Source organism: Pseudomonas sp. GW821-FHT05D12 (assembly GCF_059419825.1).
On the sequence record NZ_JBWKSN010000004.1, the window covers coordinates 299,412 to 322,460 of the forward strand.

At 61.7% G+C, this 23,049-nt stretch carries 18 protein-coding genes and 2 pseudogenes; 15 read left to right on the top strand and 5 right to left on the bottom strand.

All coding sequences use genetic code 11. From position 1 onward, the window contains the following. The first annotated feature begins 1 nt into the window (after position 1). The 11 genes from AC07SI_RS09390 to otnI all read left to right on the top strand — a co-directional run bounded on the left by AC07SI_RS09390 (position 2) and on the right by otnI (position 14,567). Positions 2-640, top strand: coding sequence for a response regulator (locus AC07SI_RS09390; protein ID WP_065905760.1), 639 nt, complete (start codon positions 2-4; stop codon positions 638-640). A 430-nt stretch (positions 641-1,070) separates the two neighbouring features. Beyond that, on the top strand, positions 1,071-1,568 hold the full coding sequence (locus tag AC07SI_RS09395; protein ID WP_262135019.1) for a fimbrial protein: 498 nt from the start codon (positions 1,071-1,073) through the stop codon (positions 1,566-1,568). Positions 1,569-1,659: 91 nt separating this feature from the next. Beyond that, on the top strand, positions 1,660-2,355 hold the full coding sequence (locus tag AC07SI_RS09400; protein ID WP_177410344.1) for a fimbrial biogenesis chaperone: 696 nt from the start codon (positions 1,660-1,662) through the stop codon (positions 2,353-2,355). Between the two features lie 120 nt (positions 2,356-2,475). After that, positions 2,476-4,983 carry a fimbria/pilus outer membrane usher protein gene (locus AC07SI_RS09405; RefSeq protein WP_177410343.1) on the top strand — a complete coding sequence of 836 codons (2,508 nt, stop codon included), beginning with the start codon at positions 2,476-2,478 and terminating at the stop codon, positions 4,981-4,983. Then, the gene (locus tag AC07SI_RS09410; protein WP_083221431.1) at positions 4,980-6,014 is read left to right on the top strand and encodes a fimbrial protein; all 1,035 of its coding nucleotides are present in this window, start codon (positions 4,980-4,982) and stop codon (positions 6,012-6,014) included. Before AC07SI_RS09405 ends, AC07SI_RS09410 begins: the two co-directional genes overlap by 4 nt. A gap of 106 nt (positions 6,015-6,120) precedes the next feature. Further along, positions 6,121-9,225 (top strand): autotransporter outer membrane beta-barrel domain-containing protein, encoded by a 3,105-nt coding sequence (locus AC07SI_RS09415; protein WP_495005597.1) that lies wholly within the window; start codon positions 6,121-6,123, stop codon positions 9,223-9,225. Positions 9,226-9,293: 68 nt separating this feature from the next. Continuing rightward, a complete protein-coding gene (gene ltnD, locus AC07SI_RS09420; protein ID WP_342389437.1) occupies positions 9,294-10,268 on the top strand; it encodes an L-threonate dehydrogenase in 975 nt (324 codons plus the stop codon). Between the two features lie 10 nt (positions 10,269-10,278). After that, on the top strand, positions 10,279-11,571 hold the full coding sequence (otnK, locus tag AC07SI_RS09425; protein ID WP_495005598.1) for a 3-oxo-tetronate kinase: 1,293 nt from the start codon (positions 10,279-10,281) through the stop codon (positions 11,569-11,571). Beyond that, complete coding sequence (gene otnC, locus AC07SI_RS09430) at positions 11,568-12,212, top strand: 3-oxo-tetronate 4-phosphate decarboxylase (RefSeq protein WP_065905772.1); 645 nt, start codon at positions 11,568-11,570, stop codon at positions 12,210-12,212. Before otnK ends, otnC begins: the two co-directional genes overlap by 4 nt. Before the next feature lie 96 nt (positions 12,213-12,308). Then, the gene (locus AC07SI_RS09435) at positions 12,309-13,769 is read left to right on the top strand and encodes a GntT/GntP/DsdX family permease (RefSeq protein ID WP_201144003.1); all 1,461 of its coding nucleotides are present in this window, start codon (positions 12,309-12,311) and stop codon (positions 13,767-13,769) included. Positions 13,770-13,784: 15 nt separating this feature from the next. Beyond that, positions 13,785-14,567 carry a 2-oxo-tetronate isomerase gene (otnI, locus tag AC07SI_RS09440; RefSeq protein ID WP_495005599.1) on the top strand — a complete coding sequence of 261 codons (783 nt, stop codon included), beginning with the start codon at positions 13,785-13,787 and terminating at the stop codon, positions 14,565-14,567. A 326-nt stretch (positions 14,568-14,893) separates the two neighbouring features. Here the strand turns inward: otnI and AC07SI_RS09445 are convergent, their stop codons facing one another. The 4 genes and pseudogenes from AC07SI_RS09445 to AC07SI_RS09460 form a co-directional block, all read right to left on the bottom strand. Beyond that, positions 14,894-15,715 (bottom strand): DeoR/GlpR family DNA-binding transcription regulator, encoded by an 822-nt coding sequence (locus AC07SI_RS09445; protein ID WP_065905775.1) that lies wholly within the window; start codon positions 15,713-15,715, stop codon positions 14,894-14,896. 105 nt (positions 15,716-15,820) lie between these two features. After that, a pseudogene (locus AC07SI_RS09450) lies at positions 15,821-16,363 on the bottom strand (methyl-accepting chemotaxis protein); the annotation flags it as partial. Between the two features lie 318 nt (positions 16,364-16,681). Next, a pseudogene (locus AC07SI_RS09455) lies at positions 16,682-17,764 on the bottom strand (HAMP domain-containing protein); the annotation flags it as partial. 145 nt (positions 17,765-17,909) lie between these two features. Next, the gene (locus AC07SI_RS09460; protein ID WP_065905778.1) at positions 17,910-18,800 is read right to left on the bottom strand and encodes a bestrophin family protein; all 891 of its coding nucleotides are present in this window, start codon (positions 18,798-18,800) and stop codon (positions 17,910-17,912) included. Between the two features lie 358 nt (positions 18,801-19,158). Here AC07SI_RS09460 and AC07SI_RS09465 point away from each other — a divergent pair, with 358 nt between their 5' ends. From AC07SI_RS09465 to AC07SI_RS09475, 3 genes are read left to right on the top strand one after another with little or no spacing between them, the layout of a single operon-like run. Continuing rightward, positions 19,159-20,022 carry a hypothetical protein gene (locus AC07SI_RS09465; RefSeq protein ID WP_495005600.1) on the top strand — a complete coding sequence of 288 codons (864 nt, stop codon included), beginning with the start codon at positions 19,159-19,161 and terminating at the stop codon, positions 20,020-20,022. Positions 20,023-20,048: 26 nt separating this feature from the next. Then, complete coding sequence (locus tag AC07SI_RS09470) at positions 20,049-21,101, top strand: GGDEF domain-containing protein (protein WP_106804416.1); 1,053 nt, start codon at positions 20,049-20,051, stop codon at positions 21,099-21,101. Then, positions 21,098-21,556 carry a metallophosphoesterase family protein gene (locus AC07SI_RS09475; RefSeq protein WP_106804415.1) on the top strand — a complete coding sequence of 153 codons (459 nt, stop codon included), beginning with the start codon at positions 21,098-21,100 and terminating at the stop codon, positions 21,554-21,556. The genes AC07SI_RS09470 and AC07SI_RS09475 overlap by 4 nt, the downstream gene beginning before the upstream one ends. A 7-nt stretch (positions 21,557-21,563) precedes the next feature. On the opposite strand, the gene AC07SI_RS09480 is transcribed toward AC07SI_RS09475, so the two are convergent. Next, entirely contained in the window at positions 21,564-21,863 is a 300-nt protein-coding gene (locus tag AC07SI_RS09480) for an ArsR/SmtB family transcription factor (protein WP_106805692.1), read from the bottom strand. A gap of 90 nt (positions 21,864-21,953) precedes the next feature. Here AC07SI_RS09480 and AC07SI_RS09485 point away from each other — a divergent pair, with 90 nt between their 5' ends. Further along, a complete protein-coding gene (locus tag AC07SI_RS09485; protein WP_495005601.1) occupies positions 21,954-23,045 on the top strand; it encodes an NADH:flavin oxidoreductase/NADH oxidase in 1,092 nt (363 codons plus the stop codon). Positions 23,046-23,049 lie beyond the last annotated feature (4 nt).

Consider the following 23,049-nt stretch of genomic DNA (forward strand, 5'->3'; position numbering starts at 1 on the left):
CATGAAAAAGACCACTGTGTTGATAGCCGACGACCATCCGATTGTGGCGATGGCGGTGCAGGAAATAGTCGAGCGCGATGACCGCTTTGAAGTGGTGGGTATCGCCAAGGGGCCTACTGAATTGGTGCAGATGCACCAGCAGTTTTCGCCCGATGTCGTGATTGCCGACTACAGCATGCCCGGCGACGGAATTCATGGCGATGGATTGCAGATGATCGAGTTGCTGTGCCGGCGCTTTGGTGACACCCGCATCCTGGTATTCACCATGCTGTCCAATCCCCTGATTCTCAGCGGTCTCTATCACCTGGGTGTGTGGGGCGTAATATTGAAAAGTGGTGATTTCAATGAGATTGCGGTAGCACTGCAGGCGTTGTCGCAGGGACGCAAATACCAGCCACCAGTGCAAGCGCTGTCGAACAGCGACAGCCAGATGCAAGCCAGGGCCGCTCGGCTGACGATGCGCGAATACGAAGTGCTGCGGCATTTTGTATCGGGCTTGAGTGGTCGTGAAATCGCGGCACTTTTGCATAGAAGCACCAAGACAGTGAGCGCACAAAAGGTCTCGGCGATGCGCAAGTTGGGCGTCGAAAATGATCAAGCGTTGTTGGCCTTCTGTGCGGACGCGCAGCTTTTCCTGTAAGTCGTGCCAGCGGTTTACGTGGGCTGAACCGAAAGACAGTTCTCGCCCTGGGCCTATTTTCAGTTTGATCTTAAAGACAGCCACCGAGTCGGCTCGCATAATAGCGCCCACAGCGTCAGCCCGCACCTCAATAGACTAAGTCACGCCACCTACCTGTAGCCGTGCTGGTTGAGTTGCACTAGAAAAGAACCGTTTCTTATTGCAGTTGTGCGCAACAGTGCACTTCAAGGCAGCGGGTCACTGTGCGCCCGAAAAAGGATTAATTACGAAGTCAGGAGGTGGATACCCAGCAACTCGTGAAGTGAAGTGCGGCCCTGTGATGCGTTATTAAAGTAACGCCAATGAATATAAACTTGAGAGATGATGAAGTATGAAGAAACAACGTTTACTGCCTGTGCAGGCGGCGCTCCTGAGTGTGTGTGGTGGCCTGATGTTGTCCACTACTGTCAACGCCGCGGAAGCCGGTACTATTACTTTTAACGGTAAAGTTACGGATGAAACTTGCCAGGTGACCACCGGCTCGTCGGGCGATTTTACCGTGGACCTGGCGACCGCCAAAGTGGCTGACCTGGCCCAGGCCGGTGCTACCGCGATGCCGTCCAACTTCCGTATTGCGGTCAATCAATGCTCGCCGACCGTGACCAATGTACGCGCGCAGTTTCTCTACGATGCCAACCTGGTCGACGTCAGTTCGGGCGTGCTGAAAAACCAGTTGAGCGGCGATACCTCCGCCACCAATGTGGGCCTGCAGCTTTACAACTACGCAGACAACTCCGTGATCAAGCCAGGCGACGCTGGCGCTGCCAAGAGCTTCACCGTGCAAGACGGTGCGGCTGAAATGATCTACGGCGTGCAGTACTACGCGACCGGCAAGTCCACGGCGGGCCTGGTGAAGAGCCAGGTCAAATACCAATTGAGCTATAACTGAGAACGTCCCTCTGCGCGGACATCGCGCAGAGGGGACTACCCTGACTATGCGGATATATCGTCTATTAACAGGTTGCCTGCTCATTTATTTAATGAGCTTCGATGCTCGCGCCAATATCGTTTTGGGCGGCACTCGGTTGATCTATCCAGGCGGCGAACGTGAAGTCACGCTGCCCCTGTCGAACAAGGGCGCGACCCCGGCACTGGTGCAATCGTGGATGGATGACGGCGCCACCGACTCTACGCCGGAGAACAGCTCCGCGCCGTTCCTGATCATGCCGCCGCTGACCCGTATCGAAGGCCAGGCCTCGCAGACCCTGCGGATCCTGTTCAATGGAACAGCATTGCCGCCAGACCGTGAATCGCTGTTCTGGCTGAATGTACTTGAAGTACCACCGGTGCCGGAAAAGTCGAGAAACAAGAATAACTTGTTATTGGCTGTTCAAAGTCGAATTAAAGTGTTCTATCGACCCGCGACACTCCGCAGCTCCTTGCATGACGCCGCGAAGCATTTGACGTGGCAGGTGTTCGGCGACGGCGCACAGTTGAAGTTGCGCTGCACGAATACTTCGCCATTGCATGTCTCGTTTGCCGATATACAGGTGAAGTGGGCGGGCAAGACACTCAGTAATACTGACGGTAATCATATGGTTGCCCCGGGCGGCGAAGCCGTGTTTGAACTGCACCCGCAGACCGCGCGCCTGCCTGAACTAAAAGCCCAGGGCATACAGTTTAATTATATTAACGACTATGGCGCCTTGAAAACCGTGAACGCGCAGTTCGACTAAGTTCAATTACCCTTTCGTTAAAAGTCTATGAACCGTTTTGATCGATCGATATTACGCAGAAAAGTGTTTCTGGCGGCACCGTCATGCTCAATCGTTCGTTTCTGGGCGGTCGCGTGCCTCGTGTTCAGCACGGCAGATGACAACGTGATGGCGGATGAGCCGGTGCTGCCGGCGGCCGCTGCACAGGTGGACTTCCAGGATGCCGAGTTCACCAGTTCGTTTCTGGTGGGCAATGCCAAGCGTACGGATATGTCGCGTTACCAGAAGGGCAACCCGGTATTGCCAGGAAATTACGATTTGGACGTTTACATCAATGGCAAGCAGGTGACGCGCGCCAAGGTCGAGTTTGCAGATGAGGCCAACAGCAATATCGCGCAAGCCTGTTTCACGCTCGCAGCGCTGAAACGGCTGGGCATCGATACACAGCCATTGGTGCCGTTCAACGGTTGTCGCAAGCTCAAGGCGGTGCTGCCCAACACGGTCTCCTATGCCGACATCGGTGAGCAGAAGCTCTACCTGCAAATCCCCCAGGCCAACTTGCGGCGTACCCCGCGTGGTTATGTAGAGCCCGAGTACTGGGACGCGGGCATTACCGCGGCGAAACTTGATTACAATCTGAACTATTTCAGCACACAGAACGACCACTACGGCAGCACCGACTCTGCCTACCTGGGCTTGCGTGGCGGGTTCAATTTTGGCCTTTGGCAGTTCCGACATAACGCCAATGTGAACTGGACCCAGGGGGGCAAAGCCGAATGGACCCGCATGTCCACCTACCTTCAGCGGCCAGTGGCGCAGCTCAAGAGCCAGGTGACCCTGGGCGAGATCAATACCAAAGGCGTGGGGTTCGACAGCATCGCTGTGCGCGGTGTCAGCCTGGCCTCGGACGAGCGCATGTTTCCCGATTCACAGATCGGTTTCGCGCCGGTGATCCGCAGTTTCGCGCGCAGCAATGCGCGAGTGGAGGTGTGGCAGAACGATATAAAGCTCTATCAGACCACGGTCACGCCCGGCAACTTCGTGATCGACGATCTGTACCCCACAGGCTATGGCGGCAACCTGAATGTCGTGGTTACCGAGGCCGACGGAAGTGAGCGGCGCTTCGATGTGCCTTATTCGTCGATCACCAACCTGATGCGTCCGGGGCGCGCCAAATACGACCTGGTGGCTGGCCGGCTGTATAACCAGAACCTGGCCAGCGATGCCCATCTGTTCCAGGGCACGTTGTTCTATGGTCTGAACAACAGCCTGACCGGCTACGGCGGGTTCCAGGTCAGCGAAGGCTTTCACGCGGGGCTCGCGGGTGTCGGACTGAACACCTCGCTGGGGGCGTTTTCGGTCGACCTGACCCAGGAGACCACCCAACTGGGCGCTCGTAGCGGTTCGGCTTCGGGGCACAGCGTCAAGGTGGCGTACAGCAAGTTGCTGAGCGAAACCCGCACTAACTTTACCCTCGCTGCCTACCGCTACTCGTCGTCCAAATACATGACGCTTTCCCAGGCGGTCGATGCGCGTGAGCGGGTCAAGACCCCGGGCTATCAGGATGAATGGCTGTGGTATGGCAATGAGCGTGACCGCTTCGATATCAGCATCGATCAGCCGGTAAGCACTTATGGCTCGCTGTTCCTGACCGGTAGCACCAGCAAGACCTGGGGGGGCTCGGGATCCTCGAGCCGGCAGTTTGAAGTGGGCTTCAACGGCAGCGTCGGAGATGTCAGCTACAGCCTTTCCGCCAGTCGCAATAACGATGAGTTCGTCGGCGCCCAGACCCAGTACTTCCTGAGCCTGAATATTCCATTGGGCAGCGGCGCCAAGTCACCGACGCTGAGCACGCAGTACACCGGCGGGCGCGGGCAAGGCAGCACGCTGCGCAACTACTTGAGCGGGGTGGCCGATGACGAGGGGCGCCTGAGCTACGGGGTCGCCCACGCGGCGGACACCAACACCTCAAGCTCGGGCAGCGTCAATGCTCAATACCGCGGCGACCGCAGCACCGTTCGCGCGTCGTACGAACAGGGTGGGGACTACAAATCCACCTCGCTGGGCAGCGATGGCAGCCTGGTGGTGCACAGCGGCGGGGTGACGCTATCGCCGAATACCGGCGACACCATTGCACTGGTCTCCGCACCGGGCGGCGAGGGCGCGAGCATTGGTGGATTGTCCGGCCTGGTCATCGATAAAAACGGCTATGGCGTGATGCCGTATTTATCGCCCTATCGCATGAACAATATCAACCTGGACCCCAAGGGCAGCTCGATGGATGTCACGTTCCAGAACACCACGCAACAGGTCGCACCCTTTGCCGGCGCAATTGTCCGCGTCGATTTCCAGACCCGGGTCGGGCGGTCGGCGGTGATCCATATCACCAATGGCAGCAACCTCAAGTTGCCGTTCGGCGCGGATGTACGCGACGAGCGTGGCAATGTGGTCGGTGTGGTCGGCCAGGGCAACAACCTGTTTGTCCAGGGCGTTGAAAACAACGGCGCACTGAGCGTGAACCTGCCGGACGAATCAACCTGTCAGGTTGCATATCGATTCGGCGAGAAAACGGCGAGCGGCACCAAGGGGCTGCTACAAACGCAAGCGCCGTGCCTGCTGCGCGAAGGTACCCGTCTGAGCAGTCGATGAAAATGACCAGACTTATTTATGCAGTGTTTCAGGTGTGTGCCTGGCTAATGGTTTCAACGTCGGCTTATGCGGTGTGCGGGATGATGCCCAACTATCAGGAAGGCGCGGTAGTCGATATAACCATGGGCCGCATATCGGTACCTTCGGGGGTTGCCGTGGGTGACGTGTTTTACAGTAAGGAGTTTCCTATTGTTGGCAGTTTTTTCGCCATTGTTTCTTGCAAGCCGGGTGATACAACGCAATGGCGAGTCGTACAAGGCACTGCCACTACTATCACTAACGTCTACACAACTAACATTGCCGGTGTCGGCATGCGTACCAGTTGGATACCCGCACAATCGGCTTCACCGTTTTATGCTGGAGAACAGACCACCTGGAAACTTGGGATGCCCGGTGTCAGTGGCTCGGCGGCGCAAAACACCTTGGTCTTCAATGTCGGCGGAACAGTTGTCGTTGAATTGATCAAGCTGAGCGACACCGTCGGTTCCGGTGCATTGGCGGGTGGTACCTACACCAACAACACGGCGCAGAGTGTTTACCCGTTCAACAGTGGTGTGTTCCTGACCACGCGCATCACCGGTGGCGGCAGTGAAATCGTGCCGGAAACGGGTACCTGCTCGATCGGCGACCTGAGTGTGGATCTGGCTCCGGCGCCATTCGGCCGCTTCACCGGGCAGGGCTCCACCACGGGCGACACACCTTTCAACGTGCCGTTTACCTGTTCCGGAGCCAACGGCGCAGTCACCCTGACCCTGGACGCAGACAAGTTCATGCCCGACGGCAGCCTGGGCCTGATCAAACCGCAGGCCGGCGTGAACAATGCCTCTTGCGTGGCGCTGCAAGTACTCGATGCCTCCAGCGGGCTGCCCGCGATACTCGGGGCGACTCAAGTCGTGGGCACGGTGTTTAACAATTCGACAAGTTTCAACTTGCCCTATTTAGTGCGTTATTACCAAAGTTCTGGCGGCACTAATTGCGTCACACCCGGGCTTGTAAAAGGTACTGCAACGGTCACTGTGAAGTATCAATAAAAGGCGCTTTAAAGGGTTTGCTACGCCCTCTCTGACTGGGGGCATGGCGGGCATTCTGTTGCCGAGCGCTTTTGTTGGATGACAACTAACGTCAAGGATTGGATTAATGAACTCTGCGAAGAAACCCCTCAGTTTTGCAATCAGTTATGCCCTCTTCGTTGCACTGGCGCCGGTGCAGGCGGCCACTATCGGGCCTGTTGACGTATCGTCCGAGGCGGGTGACCTGCTGGTACTGGATAATGACCAGGTTTCGTTCACCGGCAAAGGTGCGGCCGTTCGCGTTGTGGGGGGGCAAAATGAATTCATCGGCACGACCATGGATATCCACGCGACCGCCGGCGGGCCTAACGATGCCGTGACGGGGCTGCAAGCGCAGGGCGGTGGGCGGGGCACACTGCAGGGCTCAACCATCAAGGCCAGCGGCTATTTCGGCGACGGTGCCAGCGCCAGCGGTGCAGGCTCGCATGTGCAACTGGGGCAGACCGACATCACCACCGACGGCGCCCGTGGCCGTGGGGTCATGGTCAATCAGGGCTCCAGCGCGCAGATCATCGGCGGCACGGTCACCACTACAGGGCTTATGGCCGACGGGCTCTCTGCCATGGGCGCCGGTTCGACCATCAGCGCCAGTGGCACGAGCGTATCGACCGCCGGCAATGCGGCCTACGCAGTGCGGGCGCAACAGGGGGCGCGCATCAAGTTGAACAACGTCAGCGCCACCGCCCATGGCCAGACTGCCGCGATCGCCATCACCGGTACGGACAGCGTGGTCACCGCCGACGGCGTGACCGCACAATCCGACGGCGCCCAGGGCGTGGAGATGCAAGAAGGACGTCTGGAGTTCAGCAATGGCAGCATCCAGGCCAAGACTGACGGCATCCTGATCCGGCCGAGTTCTCCCAACGGTGGGGGGACGGCGGTAGTACGCAATTCCCAGGTCCTCTCTCAAACCGGCAACGGCATCAACCTTGATGCCAAAGGTGCGTCCCTGGAACTGTACGAGTCCCAGATCAGCGCCAAAGGGGATAATGGTTCGGCGATCTGGATGCCCGGCAGCGACAGTCACGCCGACGTGCACGACAGTCAGCTGGAAACATGGGGCACACAGGCGGCCGCGGTGGACAATCGCGCCGGTATTTTCCAGATGGACGGCGGCCGCGTGGTCACCCACGGTGACTCGTCCCACGGGCTCTATGCATCAACCGACGTGATCGGTGGCCAGTCGGGGGCGCCCAGGGCGACGTTCGATGTGACGAACGTGGTGATCGAGACCTTTGGCGTCGGGTCGGTCGGCGCCTTAGCCCGGCTGGGCGGGACACGGATGGTGTTGTCCGACAGCCAGCTGTTGACCCACGGTGATCTCAGTCATGGCCTACTGGTTTCAGGCGATGATGCCAGCTTGCAGACGACTCGCACGAATGTGGTCACCGAAGGTAATTCGGCGTATGGCCTGTCGGTCAGCAACAATGCCACGGCAGACCTGACCGACACCCACATCGAGACCGCTGGAGAGAAAGCCTACGGGCTGGTGAGCCAGGCAACCATCGCGGGTATCACCAACCAACTCGATCTCACTGACAGTACGGTACTGGCCCACGACAGCAGTGCTTTGCGCGTCTCCGGCGGCAGCTTGCTCAGTCATCTGACCCACAGCAGCCTGGTGGGGCGCAGCGCCGATCAGCCCGCGACGGCAGTATGGATTACCGACGGCGCCAATGGGCTGGCCGCCGACCTCGTCCGGCTGGACAGCGATCACTCGTTCATCGATGGCGATGTCCTGGTCGAGGGTGGCGCGCTGCAGTTGAGCCTGAACAATCAGTCACGCCTCGAAGGTGCGGTGAACGATACCCCTGGCCATTCCAGCCTCAGTCTGGACGACAGCAGCACCTGGCTGATGCGGGGCGACTCCAGTGTCGGCCAACTGACAAATAAGGGCAGCGTGGAATTCGCCACGCCGGCAGCGAGCGATTTCATGCGCCTGAAAGTCGCCGGCGACCTTCAGGGCGACGGGCAGTACATCATGAATACTGATCTGGGCGCGCTGCGCGGCGACCGGCTTGAGGTGGGCGGCCAGGTGACCGGTAATAACCAGTTGCTGGTGCGCAACAGCGGCACCGAGCCGTCGGGCGGTGGGCAGAAATTGCTGTTGATCGACAGCCAGGGGGGCGTCGGCGACTTCACGCTGGCCAACCGTGGCCAGGAGGTGGATGTGGGCACCTACCGCTACACCTTGCAACGTGACGACAGTGCGAGCGGCCAATCGCAGTGGAGCCTGGTCAACATCACCGAGCAACTGTCCACCGCCGCCAGCGCGGCGATCAACAGCAGCGCGTTGGCGACCCTGCGTGACACCTGGGATGCTGAGCGCGGCAGCCTGATCCAGCGCCTGGGCGATGTGCGCGGCGATGGCCACGACGAAGGGGTGTGGATGCGCAGCTATGGTCAGGAGCAGCAACTGGATAACGGCGCAGGGCGGCACTTCACGCAGAACCTCAACGGCGTCCAGGTGGGTGTGGATGGCCGGATGGCGCGCAGCAACGGTTCGCTGATCCTCGGCGGCCTTGCCGGTTACAGTCACGCCAATCGCAGCTTCAATGGCGAGGGCAGCGGTAAGCTCGAAAGTTACTACATCGGTGCCTACGCCACTTACCTGGACGATTCGGGTTGGTACACCGACAGCCTGCTGACACTCAATCGCTGGTCCACTCGGTTCGACGTGGACGCTACCGACGGCAAACGCGTCAGCGGTAAAACCCACAGCAACGGCGCTGGCCTCTCGGTGGAAACCGGCAAGCGCCTGGATTTCTCCCATGGCTGGTTTGTTGAGCCCCAAGCGCAGTTGTCGGCGTTGTACGGTGGCGGTGATCGTTACCGGTTGAGCAACGACATGCGCGTCGACGCCGACGATGGCATTTCAACCCAGTTGCGCGGCGGCGCGCTGGTTGGGCGCCAGATGCGGTTGGAGGGTGATTTTGCGATCCAGCCGTACCTCAAGGCTGGCTGGATCCAGGACCTGTCAGCGCGCAACCAGGTCAAGACCAACGACGTCAGCAGCCACCCCGACGGCAATGGCGGTGGCTGGTATGCCGGGGCAGGTATTACTGCGGCCATGGGCAGGAGCCAGCATCTATATGCCGATGTCGAGACCAGTGACAGTTCTACCCAAAAGCGCCCGTGGGCTTTGAACATTGGTTACCGGCTGGCGTGGTAAATCGGCGGCGACCAATGTTAACAAATGTTAAATAGAAAAATAACTTCACATAATCCGTTCATTGGTGGATGATCGACTGCAATTCCAATGCGGCTCGCCGGTGTAGCGCGAGCCGCCGTTTACCCCTGGAGTACCCCATGAATAATAAGAATGTCGGTGTGATCGGTCTGGGCGCGATGGGGCTGGGCATTGCCCGTTCGCTGTTGCGCGCAGGCTTTAATGTGCATGCCTGTGATGTGCGCGACGCGGTGACCCAGCAATTCGCCAGCGAAGGCGGGGTGGCGTGCGCGTCGCCGGCGCTGATGGCGGATGCCTGTGATGTGATCATCACCGTGGTGGTCAACGCCGAGCAGACCGAAACCGTCCTGTTCGGTGAAGGCGGCGCGGTGGCGGCGTTGCGCCCGGCGAGCCTGGTGATCGGCTGCGCCACTGTGGCCCCGACCTACGCCGTCGAGCTTGGCCAGCGCCTGGCGGACCAGGGCCTGCTGTACCTGGACGCGCCGATCTCCGGTGGCGCGGCCAAGGCGGCGGCCGGCGAAATGACCATGATGACCTCCGGCCCGCAAGCGGCCTACGCCAAGGCCGAAGCCGTGCTGGCTGGCATGGCGGGCAAGGTCTACCGCTTGGGCGATGTGCATGGCCTGGGCTCCAAGGTGAAAATAATCAACCAGTTGCTCGCCGGGGTGCACATTGCCGCCTCTGCCGAAGCCATGGCCCTGGGCCTGCGCGAAGGCGTAGATGCGGACGCCTTGTACGAGGTGATCACCCACAGCGCCGGCAATTCCTGGATGTTCGAAAACCGCGTGCCGCACATTCTCAAGGCCGATTACACGCCGCTGTCGGCGGTGGATATTTTCGTCAAGGACCTCGGCCTGGTGCTGGATACTGCCCGCGCCAGCAAATTCCCGCTGCCGCTCTCGGCGACCGCGCACCAGATGTTCATGCAGGCCTCCAGTGCCGGTTTTGGCCGTGAGGACGACTCGGCGGTGATCAAGATTTTCCCCGGCATCGATCTGCCGACTGCCAAGCCTGAGCCTGTGTGAGGAACGCCGCATGACTAACCCAACGGCACGCCCCTTGCTGGGCTGCATCGCTGACGATTTCACCGGCGCCACCGACCTCGCCAACATGCTCGTGCGTGGCGGCATGCGCACGGTGCAAAGCATCGGCATCCCCAGCCGTGAAGTCGCGGCCGGGCTGGATGCGGACGCGATTGTGATCGCGCTCAAGTCGCGCACGACACCGGTCGCCGAGGCGGTCGAGGAGTCCCTGGCCGCGCTGGCCTGGCTGCGCGAGCAGGGCTGCGAGCAGATTTTCTTCAAGTACTGCTCGACCTTCGACTCTACCGCCGCCGGCAATATCGGCCAGGTCAGCGAAGCTTTGCTCAAGGCGCTGGGCAGTGATTTCACCTTGGCCTGCCCGGCGTTCCCGGAAAACGGCCGCACGATTTTTCGCGGGCATCTGTTTGTGCAGGACCAACTGCTCAACGAGTCGGGCATGCAGCATCACCCGCTGACGCCGATGGGCGACGCGAATCTGGTGCGCGTGCTGCAAAGCCAGACCCAACTGCCGGTCGGGCTGCTGCGTTATGACAGCATCGCTGCCGGCGTCGAGGCCACGCGCAACAAGATTGCCGAACTGCGCGCGCAAGGCGTGGGCATTGCCATCGCCGACGCGCTGTCGGACCAGGATCTCTACACGCTCGGCAGTGCCTGCGCCGACTTGCCATTGCTCACCGGCGGCTCGGGCCTGGCGTTGGGCTTGCCGGGCAATTTCCGTCGCGCCGGCAAACTGCGTGATTTCGACGCGGCGGCGTTGCCAAGCATCAGCGGCGGCGAGGTTGTGCTGGCTGGCAGTGCATCGGTGGCGACCCTCGGGCAGGTCGCCGCCTGGTGCGAAGCGGGGCGCCCGGCGCTGCGCATCGACCCGCTGGCCCTGGCCGCCGGTGAGCCGGTGGTGGCCCAGGCGCTGGCGTTTGCCCAGGGCAGTGCACACACCGTATTGATCTACGCCAGCAGCACCCCGGACGAGGTCAAGGCGGTGCAACAGCAGCTCGGCGTCGAACGCGCCGGCGCGCTGGTGGAGAATGCCTTGGGGGCGATTGCGGCGGGCTTGCGCGAGCAAGGCGTGCGACGCTTTGTGATTGCCGGCGGCGAAACCTCCGGCGCGGTGGTCAAGGCGCTCGGGGTCAACCTGTTGCAGATCGGCGCGCAGATTGATCCGGGCGTGCCGGCCACCGTCAGCAGTTCCGCCGAGCCGCTGGCACTCGCGCTGAAATCCGGCAACTTCGGTGGCCGCGACTTCTTCACCAAAGCCCTCGCGCAATTGGCCGGAGGTGCGCAATGAGCGGCACCGACGAGCAGGCCCTGCGCGAAGAAATCTGCGACGTCGGCCATAGCCTGTACCAGCGCGGCTACACCGTGGGCAGTGCCGGCAATATCAGCGCGCGCCTCGACGATGGCTGGCTGATCACGCCGACGGATGTGTGCCTCGGTCGCCTGGCGCCTGGCGCCATTGCCAAGGTCAACCTGAAGGGCGAGTGGGTGTCCGGGGACAAGCCGTCCAAGACCCTGGCCCTGCATCGCCAGGTCTACGACCGCAACCCGAGTGTCGGCGGCGTGGTGCATACCCACTCCACTCACCTGGTGGCGTTGACCCTGGCCGGGGTGTGGCGCGCGGACGATATCTTGCCGCCGCTCACGCCTTATCAGGTGATGAAAGTCGGGCACATTCCACTGATCGGCTATCAGCGCCCGGGTTCGCCCAAGGTCGCCGAGCAAGTCGCGCAACTGGCCAACCGCGTGCGCGGGGTGATGCTTGAACGCCTCGGTCCGGTGGTCTGGGAAAGCTCGGTGGCCAAGGCCAGCTACGCACTGGAAGAGTTGGAAGAAACCGCACGGCTGTGGTTGATGAGCAACCCTCGGCCGGCGCCGCTGGATCAGGCGGCACTGGATGAATTGCGCGAGACGTTCGGCGCGCACTGGTAACCCGCAAGACACACCGCAAGTGCTGCCCGAGCGCCTGGTTTGACGCTCGACGGACCCGGCTTGCTAAAAAAAACAATAACAACAGGACTTACCCGCATGAGCCCATTGATTCTGATGTTAACCGCCGGCGCGGGCATCGCGCTGCTGCTGTTTTTGGTACTCAAATACAAATTCCAGCCGTTTGTGGCGCTGATGCTGGTCAGTATCGTGGTCGCGCTGGTGGCCGGGGTGAAACCGGCTGACCTGGTCGCGACTATCGAAGGCGGCATGGGCAAGACCCTGGGGCATATCGCGATCATCATTGCCTTGGGCGCGATGATCGGGAGGATCATCGAGCTGTCCGGCGGCGCCGAGGCCCTGGCCAAGTCGCTGATCGAGCGTTTCGGCAATAGCCGCACGCCGCTGGCCTTGACCATCGCCGGGTTCATTATTGGGGTGCCGGTGTTCTTCGAGGTCGGGGTGATTATCCTGATGCCGCTGGCCTATGGCGTGGCCCGCCGCGCGCGTAAGCCGCTGCTGGTGTTTGCCCTGCCGATGTGTGCGGCGCTGCTGACCGTGCATGCCTTCCTGCCGCCCCATCCCGGTGCCGTGGCTGCCGCCAGCCAACTGGGTGCCGACCTGGGCCGCGTGCTGATGTTCGGCCTGCCGATCACCGCGTTGCTGTGCTACATCGGCTACCGCGTGGCGGGGCGCATGACCCGCCGTTTCTACCCGATGACCGACGATATCCGCGCCGAAGTGTACGGCCCGCACGTGACCAATGAAGACTTGCGCGCCTGGACCAACGGCAACCCACAGGCGGTGCAGCAGAGTGCCGTGGCCGAGTCGCACATGGGCCTGGAGGAATCCACCAGCGCCATCGCCGCCAAGCTGCCGGCGGCGCCTGCACCGGGTTTCGGCTTGATTGTCGGCCTGATTTTGCTGCCGATCGTGCTGATTCTGCTGGGCACCCTGGCGACCTCGTTGCTGCCGATCGAGTCGACCCTGCGTGGGGTCATGACCGTACTCGGCGCGCCGCTGGTGGCGCTGCTGATCGATACGTTGCTGTGCGCCTGGCTGCTCGGTTCGCGCCGGGGCTGGAGCCGCAGCCAGGTGTCCGACGTGATCGGCTCGGCCTTGCCCGGTGTGGCCATGGTGATCCTGATCGCCGGTGCCGGCGGCGTGTTCGGCAAGGTGCTGGTGGACACCGGCATCGGCGCGGTAGTCTCCGACATGCTGCGCACCACTGGCCTGCCGGTGCTGGCGCTGGGCTTCTTGTTGACCATGCTGCTGCGTGCGGTGCAGGGTTCGACTACCGTGGCCCTGGTGACCACGGCGGGGATCATCAGCCCGCTGATCGTGACGCTCAACCTCACTCCCAACCACATGGCGCTGCTGTGCCTGGCCATGGGCGGTGGCGGGCTGGCGATGTCGCATATCAACGACGCCGGCTACTGGATCTTCACCAAGCTTGCCGGGCTCAACGTCGCGGACGGTTTGCGCACGTGGACGGTGATCACCACGTTGCTCGGTACTTTGGGTTTCCTGATAACCCTGCTGATCTGGCCTTTTGTCTGAATCCTGGGAGCTTTTATGCCTCGTTTTGCTGCCAACCTGAGCATGCTGTACCCGCAACATGATTTCCTCGAGCGCTTCGCTGCGGCGAAGGCCGATGGTTTTGACGCGGTGGAATATCTGTTTCCCTACGACTACAGCGCCGAGGCACTCAAGCAGCGCCTGAGCGACAACGGCCTGGAGCAGGCGCTGTTTAACGCGCCGCCAGGCGACTGGGCCGCCGGGGAGCGCGGTATCGCCACGCTGCCGGGGCGTGAGGCCGAGTTTCGCAGCGGCTTCGACCGGGCGCTGGACTATGCCGCGGTGCTGGGCAATTCCCGTGTGCATGTGATGGCCGGGCTGTTGCCGTCGGAGTCCTTGCGCGAGCGTCATCATGCCGTGTACCTGGAGAACCTGGCCTACGCCAGCGCGGCGGCGGCCAAGGTCGGCGTCACGGTGCTGCTGGAGCCGATCAACACTCGCGACATGCCGGGTTTTTTCCTCAATCGCCAGGACCAGGCGCACGCCATCTGCCGTGAAGTTGGCGCGAGCAACCTCAAGGTGCAGTTCGACTGCTATCACTGCCAGATTGTCGAGGGTGACCTGGCCACCAAGTTGCGCCGCGACTTCGACGGCATCGGCCACATCCAGATTGCCGGCGTGCCGGACCGCCATGAGCCGGACCTGGGTGAGGTGAACTACGCGTATCTGTTCGAGCTGATGGATCAACTGGGGTATGACGGTTGGGTCGGCTGCGAGTACCGGCCGCGGGGCGATACGTCGGCGGGGCTGCAGTGGTTTCGGGACTGGGAAGCGCGTTGAGCTGGGGGACTGGCGATGGTGGGGGGGAGGTAGATCTCTAGCGCCCATGCTGCCGTCTTCGCGGCCTCGCTGGGGCTCGACGGCTCCCACACGGGGGGGGGGGGGGCGGGGGCTTTGGGGATTTTTGTTTGGCAATGGAGATCACCAGGTGGGCGCTGGGTTGCTGGCGAGGGGGGGCAGGTAGATCTCTGGTGCCCATGCTGCCGTCTTCGCGGCCTCGCTGGGGCTCGACGCCTCCCACACGGGGGGCGGCGGGGGCTTTGGGGATTTTTGTTTGGCAATAGAGATTACCAGGTAGGGGCTGGGTTGCCGGCGAGGGGGGTGGGTCAGGCGGGCGGCGGGTCGCTGGGTAGCATCAGTTCGATGCCACGCTTGCGGATGCCATCGGCGGCAGCCGGGGCGAGGGCGTCGTCGCTGATGATGATGTCGAACGGTTCCAGCCCGGTGATGCGGTACATGCTGAAGGTGCCGTATTTGGAACTGCTCGCCACCAGCACGACCTGGGACGCAGACTGCATCGCCACTTGCTTGACCTCGACCTTCAACGCCGAGGGCGTGGTGATGCCGCGGTGCAGGTCCCACGAGCTGGTCGACACGAACGCGATGTCCGTGACCACCTGGCGCAGGGTGGCCACCGCCAGGCCGCCGACCGAAGAATGGTTGTCATGGTCGAGTTGCCCGCCGGTGTGGATCACCGTCACCTGCGGCGCGTCCATCAAGGCCTGCACAATCCCGAAATCGTTGGTCACCACGGTCATCCCCGAGAGCGCCTTGATGTAGGGCACGATCTCCAGCGTGCTGGTGCCGGCATCCAGGTACACCGTCATGTCCGCGTGCAGCAGCCGCGCGGCCAATCGCGCCATCGCCTGCTTCTGCGGCAATTCGACGACGGCCTTGGATTGATGGCTGGGCTCGCTGTGCAGCTGGCTGGCAATACGCACCCCACCGGTCACCGAATACGCGCGGCCGTCCTGTTCCAACAGGGCGATGTCGCGGCGCACGGTCATGTGCGAACAGTCGAACATCTCCATCAACTGATGCACGCTGAGCACTTGATGCTTGCGCAACTGGCGCAGGATCAACTCACGCCGCTGCTCGGGAATCATCGGGGCGCTGCTGTCGGGGGCAGTGTCCTTGGGGTTGGGCATTGAGGCTCCGGATCGATCTGACTATGGGCGGGCAACTGCTGCACATAGTAGCGAATACGCGCGGCGTTCGCCTGCTCCCTGCAGGCGATTGCCGCGCATGGCCGGTCAGAACTTGAAGCGTCCCACCAGGCCCTTGAGCTGGCCGGAAATATCGGTCAAGCGACCCGAGCCGGTCTGCGCCGAATGCGCGAAGCCTTCGACCAACTGCGCGTCGGCGTGGATCTGCGCGATGTGCCGGTTGATCTCCTCCGCGACCTGGTGCTGTTCCTCGGCGGCGGTGGCGATCTGGGTGTTCTGGTCGCGGATCGAATCCACAGAGCCACGGATCTTGTCGAAGCTGTCGCGCGCCTGCTGGATACGCTCCACGCTGGTGTGCGACACCAGCAGGCTGCCTTGCATCTGCTGGGTGACTTCCTGGGTGCGGCGGGCGAGGTTGCCCAACAGGCTGTCGATCTCGCCGGTGGAGTCGGCGGTGCGCCGTGCCAGTGCCCGCACTTCGTCGGCAACCACCGCGAAACCACGGCCCTGGTCACCGGCGCGCGCGGCTTCAATCGCGGCGTTCAGCGCCAGCAGGTTGGTCTGTTCGGCAATCGAGCGAATGGTGTCGAGGATGGTGTTGATGTTTTTGCTGTCCTGCTCCAGCTGCTGCATGGTCTGGGTCGAGCGCTGCAGGTCTTCGCTGAGCTTGAGCACGCTGCCGGTCGCTTCGCCGATATGCTGCTGGCCGTCGTGCACGTCGCGATAGCCTTCATCGGCGCTGGTGGCGGCGGCGCTGCAGGAGCGGGCGACTTCGTTGGCGGTGGCCACCATCTCGTTGAAGGCGGTGCTGACCAGTTCCACCGCTTCGCGTTGACGGCCGGCGGCCTGGTTCATGTTGTGCGCGACTTCGCTGGTGTCGGCGGCGGCGGTCTGCAGGTCGGAGGAGGCATTGCCGATACGCTGCACCAACTGCGCGATCATGCCCAGGAATTGGTTGAACCAGCCCGCCAGGGTGGCGGTTTCGTCCTTGCCCTGCACCGTGAGTTGGCGTGTCAGGTCGCCTTCACCTTCGGCGATCTCCTGCAGGCCGTTGGCGACCCCGCGAATCGGGCGCACGATCACGCTGGCAAAGCTGGCGCCAACAATCGCGAAGACCACGGCGAGTGCTGCCGCAATCGCAGCGATCAACCACGTGAGGCTCGTCGCACCGGCCATCACTTCGTCGCGCTTGATCAGGCCAATGAAGCGCCAGCCCAGGTCCTTGGAGCTGACCACGTTGGCCATGTAGGCCACGCCGTCGATGTCGACCTGGGTCACGCCGTCGCCGCGCTTGGCCAGTTCGGCGTAGTTGGCGCCGAGATCGGCGAGGGGCTTGAAGTTATGCTTGGCGTCGCTGGGGTCCACCAGCACGTTGCCGTTGGCTTCCACCAGCATCAGATAGCCGCTGTCGCCCAGCTTGATGTTGCGCACCAGTTCGGTGAGCTGCTTGAGCGACACGTCCAGGCCGACCACGCCGAGGATGTTGCCGGTGGCGTCGGCCACGGTGTGCACGGTGCCGATCAATACCACGTCGTCCGGCGCCCAGTAATACGCACCGGTGCGCACGGTTTTGCCCGGCGCGGCGATGGCCGCCTTGTACCAGGGGCGCACGCGTGGGTCGTAGTTGTTCAGTTTGGTGTCGTCCGGCCAGCTGGCGTAGCCACCGTCGCTCAGGCCCAGGGACAGGTAGGCGGTGCTGGGATGGCTTTTGGCGAACTGGTCGAAAATATCCAGCAGGTGTTTGTTCGTGGGGGTAAGGGGGATTTGCGCGGCGTCGGCGCCGGCGTAGTTCTTGAGGTCCTTGGCCGCGACAACGCGCGGGTCCTTGGCCACATAATCGACGTTCTGGCTGATGCCATCGAAGAACTGCTGCATGCCATTGTCGATCTGGCGGATCTCGCGGCCGCTGCTGTCGAGGAAATTGGCCAGGGCCCCCTCGCGCACATTCAGCACCACCAGGATGGCCACCAGGATGACCGGCAGGCACGCGATGGCCGCAAAGGCCCAGGTCAGCTTCTGCTTGATATTCATGACTTCACCCGCGGGTATTTATAGTTTTGGCAAGGGGAAAACAGTAGCGTCGAGCGTCGCATGTGTTGTTATCGGGGAGGTGCTGCCCATGCGTACCCCCTGTATATCGACTGCGCGGGCACGCACTTGAGGCCGAAGTGGGCGGTCAACCGATCCGGTCGCCACCCAGCGCATCACGCTGCATGGACTGCAGGTTTTTCTCGATGGTTTCGCAGATGGTTTCCATCTGGATCTGGTGCTCGCTGGAGTTGAACGGGCTTTGCAGGTCGGTGCCGATGCGCTCGATGGCCAGCAGCATGAAGCCCACCACCGTGGAGGCCAGCGGCGTGAACCAGCCCAGGGATTCGACCAGGCCCACCGGCACGATCAGGCAGAACAGCGAGATAAACAGGCGCGGAAAATACACGTAGGGGTAGGGCAGGGGCGTGTTGGCGATCCGTTCCATGCCGCCCTGGGCGTTGGACAAGTCCACCAGGGTCGATTCCAGCCGCGCCAGGCGGATGCTGTCCAGGTGCCCGGTCTTGTATTCCCTGGCCAGCAGCGCCGCCGAGCCGGTCAGGATGTCATTGGCAAAATTGTTGGTGGCGCCGTTGCGCGCGAACTCTTCGGACGGGATAAACGCGCGCACTTCTTCAGGGCACGGCTCGCCCTTGAGGTGCGCGGCCAGGCAGTTCACGTAAGCCACATGGCGACGCAACAGCGTGGCCTTGACCGGGTTCACTTCGCCGTCGGGGTCGTCCAGCAGGGTCAGCACCTGGCGGGCGAAACTGCGCGAATTGTTGACCATCGCCCCCCACAACGTGCGGGCTTCCCACCAGCGGTTGTAGGCGCTGCTGTTACGAAAACTGATCAGCACCACCAGTGCCGAACCCAGCAACGTCAGGGGCATCAGCGGCAGGTTGATCTTGGTGGTCAGGAACAGCATGAAGTCCACGGTGACGGCGACGTCCCACAGCAACAGCCAGAACAGGGCCCAGCCCACGTAGCCCATGGTCTTGATGATCAGGCGGTACTTTTTGATGATGGCGGCTTTCAAACGGGAACCTCGCGGCGGCGGTCGGCAACAGTGCCTTAGCTCGGACGCCGGCAGGGGGGTAAGGTTCGCGCGGGGACTGAAACGTTTAAGTCGGCTTGGGCTGATTCGGCCTGCCTGGCCGGGGTTTTCGAGCGTGCTATCGCCTTTTGGGTAAATGTCACAAGAGTTGTCCACCCCCTCCAGCGGTTGGAACAATTTTGGTAGGAACGCGGTCCGGTACTTCATTCAGGATAAATTGCGACCGAGGCAAAACGCCATTACTGGTATCTATTCTGTCGTGAGTTGTTGTGAGACCTGGTTGCAGAAAGTCTGCAATTGAAATCAGTGAACTCAGGTTGTTTGATCAGGGCTCTTTCTCATGTGCAGTCGTTCGTTGAAGGTGGCGCTGGATGATTCGGCGCGCGTGGTTGAAAGTCATGTCGAGTTTGAGGTGTGCATTCGCACGCATTACGCCTTGTTGCTCGAACCCTATTCAAGGCGACCGTTTTTTTACAAGACGGCGTTGAAGTTCAACCGCTTGATGGTGTCTTTTGCGCTACTGAGCGCCTATTTTTCCCAGGCGGTGCCGTTACTCTCCAAAGTCAAGGCGCTGTGCGTGGCGCGCGGGTTTTGTTCGCGCAATGGCTTGGAATCAATATTCCTGCTGTTCAGGGCGCTGGGGTTCATGAAGGTAGCGGGGCATCCAGACGACAGCCGTCTGCGGGTCTTCAGCCCGTCGTCCCAGGCATGCCGGGAGGTCAGGTCGATGCTCGCGTGCGTCGTCGAGCCATTGGCCATGCTGTACCCGCAAAACAGCCTGATTCGGCAACTGGGCGAGTTGGATGACCGCGCGTTCCTGGCGGTTTATTTCAAGGGATTTGCGAGAATGTTCGAGGCTAACGTGACCCTCGATCAACTCCTGCCTGAATGTTATTGGCTGGTTAATCGGGATGCCGGGCACCTGTTGATGTTGGCTATCTATAACGACGCGTGTGCGCTGGACAAGACCGGGGCCGGTTTTCGCTCTTCTTCCTACCTTTCATTGGCCGAGCAATTGTCGGTGTCCAAGACGCACGTCATTCGTTTGGTTCGTGAAGGGGCGGACAGGGGCTACTTTAAGATTCATTCCAAGACCCAGCTCGAAGTGCTGCCGCCGTTTGTCGTGTTGGTCCGACGTTTTATGGCTTATTCATTCGCGATCAGCCTGCACAGCCTGCAATCGGACCAGGCTGCTGGCCTATAGGCAATTCATGCACAGGGAATGAAAGGATGCCGGCTAATTTGAAGCTGCGGCCACGGATGCAAAGGCTACTGTCACCGGCGATCTCACAGGCCGAAGTCATCGGCGTTATCGCCTGGTTGGGCGTGTTGATGGCTGACCCACTGGTGACGTTCGGCCTGGATAAACTGCTGATCACGCTGTGCCTGCTGGTGGTCTGCAGGCTTCACAGCGTGGTGTCCAATTTTTACTTGTGGCGACTGCTCGGCGTTGCCTACATGGTGTTGCTGAGCGTTGGCTTTGCCTATGTGATGCGCGCCAACCTTGAGCTGCAAGTGTTTGCCTTGCCGCTGGCACTGACCCTGGTGCTCAGCAGCGCCATACTGTTTATCACGGCCCAGGACTTTCTGACGTGCGCAGCCTTGGTCTGGATCGTGATCTGGCCCACTGTGCCCGTGGGGTTGTACGCGGGCATCGAGATTTACCTGTTGATTTTTTGCCTGTCATCCGTGTCTGTTGGCTTCATCCTGAGCTACTCATACTTGAATAATCTGCGTTCGGTGCTGCTGGTCGAGAGTGAGTTTCGCGAACTCGCACACACCGATTACCTGACGTCTCTGTTGAACCGACGCGCCTTTATGGAGAGCTTCGCCAAAGTGCTGGCAGCCGGTGAGACCGGTTACTTCATGATGTTGGATATCGACAGTTTCAAGTTGAAGAATGACCAGTTCGGCCATGACGTGGGCGACCGGATCCTCTGCGCGATGGCCACCTGCCTGAAATCCACCCGTGGCAGTCACAGTTTTGGCAGGATTGGCGGCGAGGAGTTTGGCGTCTTGCTGGTCGGCGATGATCCTTATATCGCCACCGAATATGCCCTGCGCCTGCTGCAGGCCATTCGCGAAAGTGTCGCGCCGCCCCATGACTACACGTGCAGTGCGGGCATGACGCGCTTTACCGCCGGCGCCGATCTGTCGGCGGTGCTCAAGTGCGCCGACCACAATCTGTATGCCTCCAAACGCAATGGCAAAGACTGCGTGCACCTGGATGGCATGCCTGTTTGCCGCGCATCATGGCTGTCCAACCCCCAGGAGGTTCCATGAAAGTTGGCGTGATTTCCGATACCCACGGCCTGTTGCGCCCTGAAGCCGTGGCGGCGCTGCAGGGATGCGGGCAGATCCTCCATGCCGGTGATATCGGCAGCCCCGAGATTCTCGCGCAACTGGCGTGCATCGCGCCGGTTCATGGGGTGCGCGGCAACAATGACCAGGACGCAGCGTGGGCGGCGCAGGTGCCCGACCATCTGGTTATCGATTTGCTGGGCTGGCAGACGCTGGTGGTGCATGACATCGCCGACGTCCCCGCGTTGCTCGAGGCCCGCACGCGGCTGGTGATCACCGGCCACTCGCACAAACCGTTGATCGAATGGCGTGGCACAACGCTGTATGTGAATCCGGGCAGTGCCGGGCGACGGCGGTTCAAGTTGCCGGTGACGGTGGCGGTGCTGGAGGTCGGGGCGGCGGCCATCGAGCCGCGGTTGATCGCCTTGCTGGAGTGACCGGCGCTTAATGCTGCGCGAGGATGCACTCAAGCAGGCCGGGGAAGCGGCTTTCCAGCACATCCCCGCGCAGTGAGTTCATGTGGGTGGTGCCGACGCTGCGGGTCTGCACCAGGCCGGCGTCGCGCAACACGCGAAAGTGATGGGACATGCTCGACTTCGGCCGTCCGCCGTCCAATTCACCGCAGGTAGCCTCCGGCACACTGGCCAGGCACCGCACGATTTCCAGGCGCACCGGATCACTCAGCGCGTAGAGCAGGCGCTCGAGTGTCAGGTCTTCAAGGGTGGGGTGTTTAAAGGCTCGCATGAAACGAAGCATAACAGGGGGGTATCATCGAATACCATAGTTCGATTACCATCGAACTATCGAATCACTCACTCGCTCCTGGAGTCCCCCATGTCCGCCTTGTTCGAACCCTACACCCTCAAAGACGTCACCCTGCGCAATCGCATCGCCATTCCGCCAATGTGCCAGTACATGGCCGAAGACGGCATCGTCAATGACTGGCACCACGTGCACCTGGCCAGCATGGCCCGTGGCGGTGCCGGCCTGCTGGTGGTCGAAGCCACGGCAGTCGCGCCGGAAGGCCGCATCACCCCCGGCTGCGCCGGCCTGTGGAGCGACGCCCACGCCGAGGCTTTCGTGCCGATGGTCAAGGCCATCAAGGCCGCCGGTTCCGTGCCGGGCATCCAGATCGGCCACGCCGGCCGCAAGGCCAGCGCCAACCGCCCATGGGAAGGCGATGACCACATCCCGGCTTCCGATGCCCGCAACTGGGAAACCATCGCGCCGTCGGCCATCGCGTTCGGTGCCAACCTGCCCCAGGTCCCACGCGCCATGACCCTGGACGACATCGCCCGGGTGCGCCAGGACTTCGTCGACGCCGCGCGCCGTGCCCGTGACGCTGGCTTTGAATGGATCGAACTGCACTTCGCCCACGGCTACCTGGGCCAGAGCTTCTTCTCCGAGCACTCCAACCAGCGTACCGACGCCTACGGTGGCAGCTTCGACAACCGCAGCCGTTTCCTCCTGGAAACCCTCGCGGCGGTGCGTGAAGTCTGGCCGGAAAACCTGCCGCTAACCGCGCGTTTCGGCGTGATCGAATACGACGGCCGTGACGAACAGACCCTCACCGAGTCCATCGAACTGGCCCGTCGTTTCAAGGCCGGTGGCCTGGACCTGCTGAGCGTCAGCGTGGGCTTCTCGACCCCTGACGCCAACATCCCGTGGGGGCCTGCGTTCATGGGCCCGATCGCCGAGCGCGTCCGCCGCGAAGCCGGTATCCCGGTGACTTCGGCCTGGGGCTTTGGCACCCCGCAACTGGCAGACGGCGCATTGCAGGCCGGCCAGCTGGACCTGGTCTCGGTCGGCCGAGCACACCTGGCTGATCCCCATTGGGCCTACTTTGCCGCCAAGGAACTGGGCGTGGAGAAGTCGTCCTGGACCTTGCCTGCGCCTTACGCGCATTGGCTGGAACGCTATCGCTGAGGCG